Raw genomic sequence first — 11,417 nt, 5'->3', positions numbered from 1 at the left:
GGCAGCTCGGATTCGGGCGCGTCGCTGGGCGACATCCTGGGTGCGGCGCTGAACCGCAACTCCTGATCCGTTCCTGCGGATTTTGCCTTGCCCGCCCCGGTTCGTCCGGGGCGGGTTTTTTCATGGTCTGCGGCGGGACCGGTTCCGCAACCTGCTTGCACGGTCATGGCAAAGCTGGCAACGCTGTGAAACCAGTAACTTGTGTCGGGCGTTAACACATCCAAGGGGCGGCAATGGTCGTCCTGCAGACCGTCCGGCCATATGGCAGCGGCAAGAAGACCCGTCCATTTGGGGGAAAGCATGATCCGGTCCGAACTGATCCAGCAAATTTCAGACGACAATCCTCACCTGTTCCGCCGCGATGTCGAGCGGATCGTCAACACCGTCTTTGAAGAGATCATCGATGCCATGGCGCGCGGCGATCGGGTTGAACTGCGCGGCTTTGGCGCGTTCTCGGTCAAGAAGCGCGATTCGCGGACCGGCCGGAATCCCAGGACGGGAGAGGCGGTCGATGTTGATGAAAAACATGTTCCGTTCTTCAAGACCGGCAAGCTGTTGCGAGACAGGTTGAATGGCGACGTCTGAATGTCGTAACTGGACCCTGCCCTGGTCACGGGCCGAACAAGTCAAGGATTCTCGCCCATGCGCTTCCTCCGTCTGATCTTTGTTGTTCTGCTGGCGCTGTTGCTGGTGGGCATTGCCCTTGCGAACCGGGAGGCCGTGACGCTGGCCCTGTTCCCGGCCAATCTGGGCCAGTTCCTTGGCGGAACATGGTCCGTCACGGTGCCGCTGTTCCTGGTGGTCTTCATGGCGTTTGCCCTTGGGATGCTGGCGGGCCTGATCTGGGAATGGATGCGCGAGGCGAATTACCGCCGCGAGGCGCGGCTGCGCAGTGCCGAAGTCGGTCGGTTGGAGCATGAGGTGGGTCATCTGCGCGACCGCCATGCGGCACCGCGCGATGACGTCCTGGCGATTCTGGAAGAGCCGGCCACTCCCGCACGTCCTGCGCCTTCGGGCAACCAGTTGCCCGCAACCCGCTGATCCGATGGCTGACGTCAAGATCTGCGGGTTGAAGGAGGTGGCGCATATCGACGCGGCCATCGAGGCGGGCGCGCGGTATCTGGGATTTGTCTTTTTTCCCAAGTCACCGCGTGCCGTGAGTGCAAGCGAGGCGGCCGAGATATCGGCGAATGTGCCGGTGGGCGTAGCCAGGGTGGGGCTGTTCGTCGATCCCGATGATGCCCTGCTGCGTGAGGTGCTGGAGGTGATGCCGCTGGATGTGATCCAGCTGCACGGTTCGGAGAGCCCCGAGCGGGTCACCGAAGTAAAGGCTCTGACCGGGCTGCCGGTCATGAAGGCCGTGGGGATCCGAGGGCCCGATGATCTGTCGCAGTTGACGGATTACGGGCTGGTTGCGGACATGCTGCTGGTGGATGCCAAGGCACCGAAAGGCGCGGAACTGCCCGGTGGCAACGGGTTAGCCTTTGACTGGCGTCTGCTGGTGGGGCGGCGCTGGTTGCGCCCCTGGATGCTGGCAGGGGGGCTGACGGCAGAGAACGTGGCCGAGGCTGTGCGGCTGACCGGCGCGACCATGGTGGATGTCAGTTCCGGCGTGGAATCGGGTGCGGGCCAGAAGAACGTGGAGTTGATCCACGCCTTTGTTGCAGCAGCAGGTCGTCGATGATCCGGAAGGATTCGGTGTTCGAATGGGGGTGTTGCGCGGCGTTCGCAGCGTGTGTTGCGGATGCCAGTTCATTGATAATAAACGTTTAAGTCAAATGTCCGTGCAACTTTGAGTTTAGGGTTTGACTTGGCGAACGGCCTGAAGTAGAACTTCTACATGCTGGGAGAAATGGGTAAGCGGCCGGGGGAAACCTTGGGCCGCTTTTTTGTTTCTTGGCTCGTGCGGACAGGACACGAGGCGGGGCGCTTTGCATGAACGATATGGATTGGGGCGGGGTCGGAAAATCCGAAGGACCTTTCGTGGCCGGATCACTGCCTGAAAAGGCAGGGCTTGCGGTGCCCGAGATCGCCGAGGACGAGGACGAGATCGACGTCCTGCGCTGGCTGTTCTGGGATTACGTGAAGGATCTTCGGGGGCATCAGGCCGAGCTTGAGACGGCGAAGTCGGGTGAGGTGGACCCGGCAAAGCTGAAGAAAGCCATGGATACCGCGAAAACGGTTCGAGAGGCCGTCCAGTTGCTGATGGCGGAAAGGAACAAGGTTGACAAACTTCGCAAGGACATCGCGGGTGGGGTCGGAGGAGGCAGCCTCGACCTTGACGCCGCAAGAAACGAAATTGGGCGCCGGTTGGCTTGCCTCCGCCGCGCCGGAGGAAGTTGAGGACTTTCTGAGCGGGGTTTCCGAAAATGCCTTGATGAGCCTGCCCTGGTTGTTCGAGTTCTGGGCGCTGCCCCACCAGTTGCCGCCGGAAGGCGACTGGAAGTCATGGGTGATCATGGGCGGACGCGGGGCGGGCAAGACCCGTGCCGGGTCCGAATGGGTGCGGCGGATGGTCGAAGGCCCGACCGCCGCGGCGCCCGGGCAGTGCCATCGTGTGGCGCTGGTCGGGGAAACCTTTGACCAAGTGCGCGAGGTGATGGTGTTCGGTGAGAGCGGTATTCTGGCGTGTTCGCCTCCGGATCGGCGACCGGTCTGGGAAGCGGGACGGCGGCGTCTGGTCTGGGCCAATGGAGCGACAGCGACGGTTTATTCGGCGCATGAGCCTGAGGCGCTGCGCGGGCCGCAATTCGATGCGGCCTGGGTGGACGAGTTGGCAAAGTGGAAGAAAGCCGAGGATGTGTGGGACATGCTGCAGTTCGCGCTGCGGCTGGGCGAGCATCCTCAGCAGGTCGTCACAACCACGCCGCGGAACGTGGGCGTCCTGAAGCGGATTCTAGGCAATGCCTCGACTGTGGTGACGCATGCGCCGACGGATGCGAACCGTGCCTATCTGGCGGAAAGTTTTCTTGCGGAGGTCGAAACGCGTTATGGCGGCACGCGTCTTGGGCGCCAGGAGCTGGACGGCGTGCTGCTGGACGACATCGAAGGCGCGCTGTGGACGACGGCGATGCTGGAAACCGCGCGTACCGGCACCGTACCGAAGCTGGACCGGATCGTTGTGGCGGTTGATCCCTCGGTGACGGGGGGACAGGCGAGCGACGAATGCGGGATTGTCGTGGCCGGAGTGGTGATGCAGGGCGAGCCGAGGGATTGGCGTGCCTATGTGCTGGAGGATGCGAGCGTGCGGGGCGGACCCACGGACTGGGCTCGGGCCGCGATTGCGGCCATGGACCGGCACGGGGCCGAAAAGCTGGTGGCCGAGGTGAACCAGGGCGGCGATCTGGTGGAGAGCGTCATCCGCCAGCTGGACCCGCTGGTGCCGTTCAAGGCGCTGCGTGCCTCGCGCGGGAAGGGGTTGCGGGCCGAGCCTGTGGCAGCGTTGTACGAGCAAGGGCGCGTGAAACATCTGCGGCAGGGATCTTTGGGGCCGCTGGAGGATCAGATGTGCCAGATGACCGTGCGCGGATTTGAGGGGCGCGGCAGCCCAGATAGACTGGATGCATTGGTCTGGGCCATTCACGAGCTGATGATCGAGCCGGCGGCGAGCTGGCGGCGGCCGCAGATGCGGGTCCTGTAGCAGGACATTTGCAACATAATTTCAAGAAAAAGAGGGCCGTCCCAAGGGGCGGCCTTTTTGCATGGCCGAGGCATGGAGGCGAGCATGGCGTTTCGATTGTTTTCGCGGGAGGAGAAATCTGCCCCCGCGCCGGAAAGAAAGGTTAGTGCGACGGGCCGGGTTGTGGCCTTCGCGAGCGGGTCGGGGCGGCCGGTCTGGTCGGCACGGGATACGGGCAGCCTGACGCGGGGCGGGTTCATCGGCAATCCCATCGGCTTTCGCAGCGTCAAGCTGATTGCCGAGGCTGCGGCGGCGGTGCCCCTGGTTTGTGCGGATCGCGAGCGGCATTACGATGTGCACCCGATCCTGGACCTGCTGCGGCGACCCAATCCGGGACAGGGACGGGCGGAACTGTTCGAAGCCCTGCTCGGGCAGATCCTGCTGTCGGGCAACGGCTATCTGGAGGCCGTGGGGCTTGAGGCAACCGGATTGCCGGAAGAACTGCACGTTCTGCGGGCCGACCGGATGAGCATCGTGCCCGGATCCGATGGCTGGCCCGTAGCGTATGAGTATTCTGTCGGGGGGCGCAAGCATCAGTTCGACATGAGCGGAAGCCCAGACCCGATCTGCCACATCAAGAGCTTTCATCCGCAGGATGACCATTATGGCCTGTCGCCCATGCAGGCGGCGGCGGTGGCGCTGGACGTCCACAACAGTGCCTCGGCCTGGTCGAAGGCGCTGCTGGACAATGCAGCCCGGCCGAGCGGTGCGATCGTCTACAAGGGAATGGATGGTCACGGTACGCTGAGCCCGGAGCAGTATGACCGGCTGGTGAGCGAGATCGAGATGAACCATCAGGGCGCGCGCAACGCGGGTCGCCCGATGCTGTTGGAGGGCGGTCTTGACTGGCGGCCCATGGGCTTCAGCCCTTCGGACATGGAGTTCCATGAAACCAAGCTGTCGGCGGCACGCGAGATTGCGCTGGCTTTTGGCGTGCCGCCCATGCTGCTCGGGATCCCTGGTGACGCGACTTATGCCAACTATGCCGAGTCTCACCGGGCCTTCTATCGGCTGACGGTCCTGCCCCTAGTGACGCGGGTGGCAGCGTCGGTCGCATGGTGGCTGTCCGAGCATCTGGGGGCGGAGGTCGAGTTGCGGCCTGATCCGGACCAGATCCCCGCCTTGGCGGAAGAGCGGAACCAGCAATGGGCCCGCATCGCGGCGGCGGGTTTCCTGACCGACGCCGAGAAACGCGCGCTTTTGGGGCTGCCGCCGCTGGACGGAGCATGAGCCATGGAAGGGTCGCGTTTCGTCAGGGACGGCCTGTGGCACGACCAGCGCTTTGAAGCGCAGGAGCGGATCATGGCGCTGCAATTCGGTCAGGTCGAGAAGCGGCTGGAACGGATCGAGGCCATGATCGAAGGGTTGGAGCGGCGACTGTGGATGACGGTTTACGGCGTTGTGGCCGTGATCCTGACGCAGGCTGTCCAAGGAATACTGGAGTTTGCGCCAAAAGGAGGCTGAAGAATGGTTCCGGGGCTTGAAGTAAAGTTTGTGGGCGGGGCGCCTGTCCTGACGGAAGGGCAGCTGATCGAAGGTTACGCCAGCCTTTTCGGCCTGACCGATCAAGGGGGTGATTCAGTGCTGCCGGGAGCGTTTTCAGCCTCGCTGGCGCGTCTGGCCGCCAAGGGCGACAAGGTGCGCATGTTGTGGCAGCACGACCCGACCCGTCCGATCGGTGTGTGGGATGAGGTCCGCGAGGACGCTCAGGGCCTGTGGGTCAAGGGGCGGCTGCTGCCCGAAGTGGCGCAGGCCCGAGAGGCGGCGGCGCTGATCCAGGCGGGGGCCATCGACGGGCTGTCCATCGGCTACCGCACCATCCGCGCAGAGCGCGACAAGAACGGAAAGCGCGTCCTGGCGGAAGTCGAGCTTTGGGAGGTGTCGCTGGTGACCTTCCCGATGCTTCCGGAGGCCAAGGTCGGTCGCAAGGAAAACGACGATCTGCGCGACATGGCGGCGCTGTTCTTGCAGGCAAGCGAGGTCCTGCGTGACCGCTGATTTTTCGGGACGCGCCGGAGGCGTGTTCCATCCAAGGGTTCGGGTTGCCTGCGGGCGGCCTGGCAACAGGGGCGCGGCCCCGATCATCGCGACGAGGAGAAGACCATGACCGAGGTGAAGGCCGCGGGCGGCGGGGACATGTCCGCCGACCTGAAAGGAGCCATGACGGGTTTTGTAAAGGAACTCAAAGGCTTTCGTGAAGATATCCAGACAAAATTGAGTGCACAGGAAGAGCGCATGACTATGATCGACCGCAAGACCGCCATCCGGGGCCGGGCCCCTTTGTCCGCCACGGCCGAGGTCGAGGTGCCCCATCAGAAAGCATTCAACGCTTATCTTCGCAGTGGTGACGATGACGGGCTGCGCGGGCTGGTGATCGAGGAGAAGGCCATGTCCGTGGCCAGCGACGGCGGTTTCCTCGCTGCCCCCAAGGTTGCCGAGACGGTTCAGAACGTGCTGCATTCCGGCGCTTCGCTGCGCCGGCTGGCCAATGTCGTGACGATCGAAAGCTCGGTCTATGAGGTGCTGGTCGAGAAAGGGGAGATGGGCGCGGGCTGGGCCACTGAAGTCGCCGCCGCAGAAACCGGGAACGCGGGCTTGGACCGCATCTCGATCCCGGTTCATGAACTGTCGGCCATGCCCAAGGCCAGCCAGCGCCTGCTGGATGACGCTGCGTTCGATGTCGAAGGATGGCTGGCCGAGCGGATTGCGGACAAGTTTGCCCGTGCTGAGGCGGGTGCCTTCATTCGGGGCGACGGCGTCGATAAGCCGCGCGGGATCCTGTCCTATCCGACAGTGGCCAATGCCACTGCCACGACCATGCAGATCGGCTTTGTCACGACCGGCGCTGCGGGTGATTTCGCAGCGGCGGCACCGATGGACTGCCTTATCGACCTTATCTATGCCCTGGGCGCGGAGTACCGGACGAATGCATCGTTCCTGATGAACTCGAAAACCGCGGCGCGGGTGCGCAAGATGAAGGATGCGGACGGCCGCTTCCTGTGGAGCGATCCGCTGAGCGTGGGCCAAGTGCCGCAACTGCTGGGATATCCCGTGATGATCAGCGAGGATATGCCCGACATGGCGCTGAATGCCTTTGCAGTGGCATTCGGTGACTTCCGTGCAGCCTATACGATTGCCGAGCGTCCCGACCTGCGCGTTCTGCGCGACCCGTTCAGCGCCAAACCGCATGTGCTGTTCTATGCCACCAAGCGTGTCGGCGGCGGCGTCACGGATTTCCGTGCCGTCAAGCTGCTCAGGTTCGCCTGATCTCTAAGGAGATCGGGTGAGGAAGGGGCGCGTCTGCTGCCGGTCATCCCGGCTTAGCAACTGTCCGCGCGCGCTGATGGCTGGATGCGGCCGCGCCCCTTTTTCCGAAGGCCGAAATGGCAGGTCCGGGACCCGAGGGTCACGGGCCATGTGGAACATGCGGACGGCAGGACGGGAGGTTCGCAAGATGATGCTGATAGAGGAAACGGTGCCTGCGGCAGAGGCGCTGCCGGTGGCCGCCCTGCGCGGGCACTTGCGTTTGGCCGTCGGGTTTGAAGGGCCGGACGACTCTGCCGAAACAGCCGCTCTGGTGGGTTTCCTACGCGCCGCCATTGCCACGATCGAAGGGCGGACGGGGAAGGTTCTGCTGAAGCGGCGCTTTCGGATGCAACTGGACGACTGGCGCGACAGGTTGGGCCAGCCTCTGCCTCTGGCGCCCGTGCATGCGGTCGAGGAGATCCGCATCGAGGACGGCGCAGGTTTGTCAACCATGCTGCCGCGTGACAGCTGGCGCTTGTTCCCTGATGCTCAGCGTCCGGTGATCCTGCCTGCGGGTGTCGTGCTGCCGCATGTTCCGCGGCTGGGCAGCGTGACGGTGACCTTTGTGGCGGGTTTCGGCGATACCTGGGCCGCTGTGCCGGCTGACTTGGCGCAAGCCGTCATACTGCTGGCGGCACGGTACTACGATGACCGCAGTCAGAGCGACGCGCGGCAGGTGCTGCCATTCGGGGTGAGTGCGCTGATCGAAAAGTGGCGGGCAGTCCGCACTCTTGCGGGCCGCGGGCACCGGGAGTGGCGGTGATGGCGGTGCCTGAAACGAACATTCGGCTGGCGCTGGAGATATCCGAGCGCAGTGACGACGGGATGGGTGGCTATCGCACTGCCTGGCGGCAGCTGGGGTGGCTGTGGGCAGCAATGGAGGCTCGTTCAGGACGCGAACAGGGCGGCGGCACCGGCCTGGTCAGCGTCGTCCAGTGGCGCATCATGGTGCGCGGGTCGCCTGTGGGTGATCCTCGGCGGCCCCGGTCCGGGCAGCGGTTTTGCCTGGGAGCGAGGCGCTTCCTGATCGAAGCCGTGGCCGAGCGCGATGCGTCGGGACGTTTTCTGGACTGCTTTGCCCGTGAGGAGGAACAAGCATGAGTTATGGGGCGGGAGCGGCGCTGCAGGCGGCTGTGTACCAGCATTTGCGTGAGGACGCAGCGCTGGCCGCGTTGGTGGGCGACGCAATCTTTGACGCGATGCCCGTCGACGCCCCGAGCGGGGTGTTCGTGGCACTGGGTGCGGAGGAGGTACGCGACGCCAGCGATGTCAGCGCACGCGGATCGCGGCACGATTTCGTGGTCTCGGTCCTGTCAGGTAGTGAGGCCGGGGCAGGCTTTGGTGCCGTCAAGACCGCGGCGGCTGCCGTTGCTGATGCCTTGGAGGCAGGAAGCCTTGCGCTGACGCGCGGGCAACTGGCGGGACTGTGGTTCCTGAAGGCATCGGCCCGGCGGGTGAAAAGCGGCGCTGCACGCCAGGTCGATCTGACCTTTCGCGCGCGCATTGATTTGATCTGAGGAGACAGGACCATGGCAATACAGAACGGACGCGATCTTTTGATCAAGATGGACATGACCGGCAACGGCACGTTCGAGACGGTGGCAGGATTGAGAGCCACGCGGCTGTCTTTCAATGCGGAGACGGTGGATGTGACCAGCATGGAAAGCGAGGGAGGCTGGCGCGAGCTGCTGCGCGGAGCGGGCGTGCGAAGCGCATCGATCTCGGGCGCAGGGGTTTTTCGGGATGCGTCCAGCGACGGCCGCGCGCGGCAGGTGTTCTTTGATGGGGAGGTGCCGCGTTTCCAGGTCATCATTCCCGATTTTGGCCGTGTCGAAGGCCCGTTCCAGATCACGTCGTTGGAATATGCAGGAACGCATGATGGCGAAGCCACCTATGAACTGTCGCTGGCGTCTGCCGGTGCGCTGACCTTTGTGGCGCTGTGATGGCAAATCCCATGCGCGGTGAGGTGGCGCTTGTCCTGGACGGGCAGGCCCGTGTCGCGCGGCTGACCTTGGGTGCGTTGGCAGAACTGGAGGCGCAGTTGGGCGAGACGGGGCTGGCTGGGCTGGTGTCACGCCTGGATGCGGGCCAGTTCGCAAGCCGCGATATTCTGGCGGTTCTGGTCGCCGGATTGCGCGGGGGCGGATGGACAGGCACGGCCGAGGACCTGGTCGCGGTCCAGATAGAGGGAGGTCCGTTGGAGGCCGCGCGGGCTGCGGCGCGGCTTCTGGCATTGGCCTTTCAAGGCGTGGAATGAAAGGCACCGGCTTGGATTGGGCGGGGCTGATGCGTGCCGGGATGCGGGACCTGCGTCTGCATCCTGACCAGTTCTGGTCACTGACCCCAGCCGAGCTTGCCTTGATGCTGGGCATAGCAGCCATGCCAGCACGCATGGGGCGGAATCGGCTGGCGGAACTGGCCGCGCGATATCCCGATGCGCCCAACCCCATGGGCGGGCAGCAGCCAACAACAAGGAACGATCAAGATGGCGACGAGTGACGATACAGGTCCGATGCTGGACCGCCTGGAGGAGGATCTCGCGCGCAACGCAAGGATGAGCAGCGAATTTCAGTCAGAACTGGTTCGCCTGCGGCAGTCCATGTCGATGACCGCGCGCGAGGCAGGGACGTTGAGTGCCGGATTAGAGCGCGGAGTCGGGCGGGCTATAGACGGTCTGGTTCTTGATGGCGGCCGGCTTTCCGATGCCTTGAAGACGATTGGGCGTTCTTTGGCCGACACGGTCTATGCCATGGCCATGAAGCCGGTCGAGAGTGCATTGGGCGGTGGCATTGCCGGATTGTTCGGAGGAGTGCTCGGCACGCAGCTGACGCCTTTCGCCAAGGGCGGTGCATTTTTGCAGGGGCGCCAGACATCGGTGTCCGGCGGCATTGTTGGCGGCCCGACCGGTTTTGCCATGCGGGGCGGTCAGGGCCTCATGGGCGAGGCAGGACCCGAGGCGGTCATGCCGCTGCAGCGCGGACCAGATGGCAAGCTGGGCGTGGTGTCCTCGGGAGGCGGGGGCAGTGCGGTCAACGTGACCTTCAACATCCAGACGCCCGATGTCGCCGGCTTTCAACGCAGCCAGGCACAGATTGCCGCACAGATGTCGCGCGTACTGGCGCGCGGTGACCGCAACAGTTGAAAGGAGGCATGCGATGGCCTTTCACGAAGTAAGATTCCCGGCAAGCCTGTCCTTTGGGGCGATCGGCGGTCCGGAGCGACGTACCGAGATTGTTGCAATGGCCAGCGGGTTCGAAGAGCGCAATACTCCCTGGGCGCATGCGCGCCGTCGTTACGATGCGGGCATGGGCTTACGCTCACTGGATGATCTGGCCGCGGTTATTGCCTTTTTCGAGGCCCGGGCAGGCCAATTGCACGGGTTTCGCTGGAAGGACTGGTCGGATCACAAGAGTTGTCTGCCCTCCAAAGCCCCCGCCTTTGGCGATCAGGTCATTGCGGTGGGCGATGGCCAGACCCGCAGCTTTGCGCTGACGAAGGCCTATCGATCGGGTGCCTCGATCTATCGCCGGCCGATTGCCAAGCCGGTCGACGGTACGGTCCGGGCCGGAATTGGCGGAAACGAAATGTTCCCCAATCTCAACTATGTCGTCGATCATCGGCAGGGCCGGATCACCTTCAACCAAGCGCCTGAGGTCGGTGCCGACATCACGGCAGGCTACGAGTTCGACGTGCCGGTGCGTTTTGACACCGACCGGATTGCCGTTTCCGTCGCCACTTTTCAGGCGGGCCAAGTGCCCGACATCCCGGTCGTGGAGGTGAGGGTATGACCACGACAACGGTTGCACGCGCCTGGTCTGTGCGGCGCGCGGACGGGATGACACTGGGTTTTACCGATCACGATCGCCCATTGAAATTCGAAGATGTGACCTTCCGCCCGGATCGCGGACTGACGGCGCGTGCGCTGGTGCAGGCGACAGGCCTTTCGGTCGACAACTCGGAAGCCAGCGGTGCGCTGAGCGATGACGCCATCAATGAGCGCGACCTGATGGCGGGCCGGTGGGATGCGGCTGAATTGCACCTTTGGGAGGTGGATTGGTCGGACGTGGCGCAGCGGCGGCTGATCTTTCGGGGATCGCTGGGCGAAGTGTCGCGGGTCAATGGTGCCTTCCGTGCAGAATTGCGTGGCTTGTCCGAACCTTTGAATGCGCCACAAGGCCGTGTCTATCATCCGCGCTGCAGTGCGCGGTTGGGGGACAAGACTTGCAAGGTGGACCTTGCGGCATCGGGTCGATCCTTGGAGCGTGCCATCGAACGGCTGGATGAAGGGCGCATCCTGACTTTTGCCGGTTTTCCGGATTTTGCGTCGAACTGGTTCGAACATGGGCGGATCGAGGTGTTGTCAGGCGCAGCCGAAGGTCTGCACGGGACCATCAAGAACGACAGCGTGCGTCCCAATGGGCACCGCGTCCTG

Annotated in this window: 18 protein-coding genes; all 18 read left to right on the top strand. The window is 63.9% G+C overall.

Annotated elements, in window-relative coordinates; translation table 11 throughout:
* The first annotated feature begins 300 nt into the window (after positions 1 to 300).
* Positions 301 to 585: an integration host factor subunit beta gene (ihfB, locus tag ACLHHB_RS17240; RefSeq protein ID WP_410219514.1), complete on the top strand. Its 285-nt coding sequence runs from the start codon at positions 301 to 303 to the stop codon at positions 583 to 585.
* Between the two features lie 57 nt (positions 586 to 642).
* Entirely contained in the window at positions 643 to 1,041 is a 399-nt protein-coding gene (locus tag ACLHHB_RS17235) for a LapA family protein (protein WP_410219513.1), read from the top strand.
* A gap of 4 nt (positions 1,042 to 1,045) precedes the next feature.
* Complete coding sequence (locus ACLHHB_RS17230; RefSeq protein ID WP_410219512.1) at positions 1,046 to 1,684, top strand: phosphoribosylanthranilate isomerase; 639 nt, start codon at positions 1,046 to 1,048, stop codon at positions 1,682 to 1,684.
* A 335-nt stretch (positions 1,685 to 2,019) separates the two neighbouring features.
* Entirely contained in the window at positions 2,020 to 2,343 is a 324-nt protein-coding gene (locus ACLHHB_RS17225; protein ID WP_410219511.1) for a permease, read from the top strand.
* Positions 2,344 to 2,377: 34 nt separating this feature from the next.
* The gene (locus ACLHHB_RS17220) at positions 2,378 to 3,640 is read left to right on the top strand and encodes a DNA-packaging protein (RefSeq protein ID WP_410219510.1); all 1,263 of its coding nucleotides are present in this window, start codon (positions 2,378 to 2,380) and stop codon (positions 3,638 to 3,640) included.
* Between the two features lie 84 nt (positions 3,641 to 3,724).
* On the top strand, positions 3,725 to 4,909 hold the full coding sequence (locus ACLHHB_RS17215; RefSeq protein WP_410219509.1) for a phage portal protein: 1,185 nt from the start codon (positions 3,725 to 3,727) through the stop codon (positions 4,907 to 4,909).
* Between the two features lie 3 nt (positions 4,910 to 4,912).
* Positions 4,913 to 5,143: a hypothetical protein gene (locus ACLHHB_RS17210; protein ID WP_410219508.1), complete on the top strand. Its 231-nt coding sequence runs from the start codon at positions 4,913 to 4,915 to the stop codon at positions 5,141 to 5,143.
* A 3-nt stretch (positions 5,144 to 5,146) separates the two neighbouring features.
* Positions 5,147 to 5,677, top strand: a complete 531-nt coding sequence (locus tag ACLHHB_RS17205; protein WP_410219507.1) for an HK97 family phage prohead protease — start codon at positions 5,147 to 5,149, stop codon at positions 5,675 to 5,677.
* A 105-nt stretch (positions 5,678 to 5,782) separates the two neighbouring features.
* On the top strand, positions 5,783 to 6,946 hold the full coding sequence (locus ACLHHB_RS17200) for a phage major capsid protein (RefSeq protein ID WP_410219506.1): 1,164 nt from the start codon (positions 5,783 to 5,785) through the stop codon (positions 6,944 to 6,946).
* Positions 6,947 to 7,094: 148 nt separating this feature from the next.
* The gene (locus ACLHHB_RS17195; protein WP_410219505.1) at positions 7,095 to 7,748 is read left to right on the top strand and encodes a hypothetical protein; all 654 of its coding nucleotides are present in this window, start codon (positions 7,095 to 7,097) and stop codon (positions 7,746 to 7,748) included.
* The gene (locus tag ACLHHB_RS17190) at positions 7,748 to 8,086 is read left to right on the top strand and encodes a head-tail adaptor protein (protein WP_410219504.1); all 339 of its coding nucleotides are present in this window, start codon (positions 7,748 to 7,750) and stop codon (positions 8,084 to 8,086) included. Before ACLHHB_RS17195 ends, ACLHHB_RS17190 begins: the two co-directional genes overlap by 1 nt.
* Complete coding sequence (locus ACLHHB_RS17185; protein ID WP_410219503.1) at positions 8,083 to 8,502, top strand: DUF3168 domain-containing protein; 420 nt, start codon at positions 8,083 to 8,085, stop codon at positions 8,500 to 8,502. Before ACLHHB_RS17190 ends, ACLHHB_RS17185 begins: the two co-directional genes overlap by 4 nt.
* 12 nt (positions 8,503 to 8,514) lie before the next feature.
* The gene (locus tag ACLHHB_RS17180; RefSeq protein ID WP_410219502.1) at positions 8,515 to 8,928 is read left to right on the top strand and encodes a phage major tail protein, TP901-1 family; all 414 of its coding nucleotides are present in this window, start codon (positions 8,515 to 8,517) and stop codon (positions 8,926 to 8,928) included.
* Positions 8,928 to 9,242, top strand: a complete 315-nt coding sequence (locus tag ACLHHB_RS17175) for a gene transfer agent family protein (protein WP_410219501.1) — start codon at positions 8,928 to 8,930, stop codon at positions 9,240 to 9,242. The genes ACLHHB_RS17180 and ACLHHB_RS17175 overlap by 1 nt, the downstream gene beginning before the upstream one ends.
* On the top strand, positions 9,239 to 9,484 hold the full coding sequence (locus ACLHHB_RS17170) for a rcc01693 family protein (protein ID WP_410219500.1): 246 nt from the start codon (positions 9,239 to 9,241) through the stop codon (positions 9,482 to 9,484). The genes ACLHHB_RS17175 and ACLHHB_RS17170 overlap by 4 nt, the downstream gene beginning before the upstream one ends.
* A complete protein-coding gene (locus ACLHHB_RS17165) occupies positions 9,471 to 10,127 on the top strand; it encodes a phage tail tape measure protein (protein ID WP_410219499.1) in 657 nt (218 codons plus the stop codon). Before ACLHHB_RS17170 ends, ACLHHB_RS17165 begins: the two co-directional genes overlap by 14 nt.
* Positions 10,128 to 10,140: 13 nt before the next feature.
* The gene (locus ACLHHB_RS17160) at positions 10,141 to 10,773 is read left to right on the top strand and encodes a TIGR02217 family protein (RefSeq protein WP_410219498.1); all 633 of its coding nucleotides are present in this window, start codon (positions 10,141 to 10,143) and stop codon (positions 10,771 to 10,773) included.
* The coding region (locus ACLHHB_RS17155) for a DUF2163 domain-containing protein (protein ID WP_410219497.1) at positions 10,770 to 11,417 on the top strand (648 nt) is incomplete at its 3' end. The genes ACLHHB_RS17160 and ACLHHB_RS17155, both read left to right, overlap by 4 nt.

It is taken from the genome of Paracoccus sp. (in: a-proteobacteria) (genome assembly GCF_046462195.1).
GTDB lineage: Bacteria > Pseudomonadota > Alphaproteobacteria > Rhodobacterales > Rhodobacteraceae > Paracoccus.
The sequence above is the reverse complement of the archived record's forward strand: the minus strand, read 5'-3'. Positions and strand labels throughout refer to the sequence as shown.

Bases quoted from the DNA above. Each gene is read 5' to 3' on its own strand.
- ihfB (WP_410219514.1), top strand. From the start codon at position 301: ATGATCCGGTCCGAACTGATCCAGCAAATTTCAGACGACAATCCTCAC.
- ACLHHB_RS17235 (WP_410219513.1), top strand. From the start codon at position 643: ATGCGCTTCCTCCGTCTGATCTTTGTTGTTCTGCTGGCGCTGTTGCTG.
- ACLHHB_RS17230 (WP_410219512.1), top strand. From the start codon at position 1,046: ATGGCTGACGTCAAGATCTGCGGGTTGAAGGAGGTGGCGCATATCGAC.
- ACLHHB_RS17220 (WP_410219510.1), top strand. From the start codon at position 2,378: ATGAGCCTGCCCTGGTTGTTCGAGTTCTGGGCGCTGCCCCACCAGTTG.
- ACLHHB_RS17215 (WP_410219509.1), top strand. From the start codon at position 3,725: ATGGCGTTTCGATTGTTTTCGCGGGAGGAGAAATCTGCCCCCGCGCCG.
- ACLHHB_RS17210 (WP_410219508.1), top strand. From the start codon at position 4,913: ATGGAAGGGTCGCGTTTCGTCAGGGACGGCCTGTGGCACGACCAGCGC.
- ACLHHB_RS17205 (WP_410219507.1), top strand. From the start codon at position 5,147: ATGGTTCCGGGGCTTGAAGTAAAGTTTGTGGGCGGGGCGCCTGTCCTG.
- ACLHHB_RS17200 (WP_410219506.1), top strand. From the start codon at position 5,783: ATGACCGAGGTGAAGGCCGCGGGCGGCGGGGACATGTCCGCCGACCTG.
- ACLHHB_RS17195 (WP_410219505.1), top strand. From the start codon at position 7,095: ATGTGGAACATGCGGACGGCAGGACGGGAGGTTCGCAAGATGATGCTG.
- ACLHHB_RS17190 (WP_410219504.1), top strand. From the start codon at position 7,748: ATGGCGGTGCCTGAAACGAACATTCGGCTGGCGCTGGAGATATCCGAG.
- ACLHHB_RS17185 (WP_410219503.1), top strand. From the start codon at position 8,083: ATGAGTTATGGGGCGGGAGCGGCGCTGCAGGCGGCTGTGTACCAGCAT.
- ACLHHB_RS17180 (WP_410219502.1), top strand. From the start codon at position 8,515: ATGGCAATACAGAACGGACGCGATCTTTTGATCAAGATGGACATGACC.
- ACLHHB_RS17175 (WP_410219501.1), top strand. From the start codon at position 8,928: ATGGCAAATCCCATGCGCGGTGAGGTGGCGCTTGTCCTGGACGGGCAG.
- ACLHHB_RS17170 (WP_410219500.1), top strand. From the start codon at position 9,239: ATGAAAGGCACCGGCTTGGATTGGGCGGGGCTGATGCGTGCCGGGATG.
- ACLHHB_RS17165 (WP_410219499.1), top strand. From the start codon at position 9,471: ATGGCGACGAGTGACGATACAGGTCCGATGCTGGACCGCCTGGAGGAG.
- ACLHHB_RS17160 (WP_410219498.1), top strand. From the start codon at position 10,141: ATGGCCTTTCACGAAGTAAGATTCCCGGCAAGCCTGTCCTTTGGGGCG.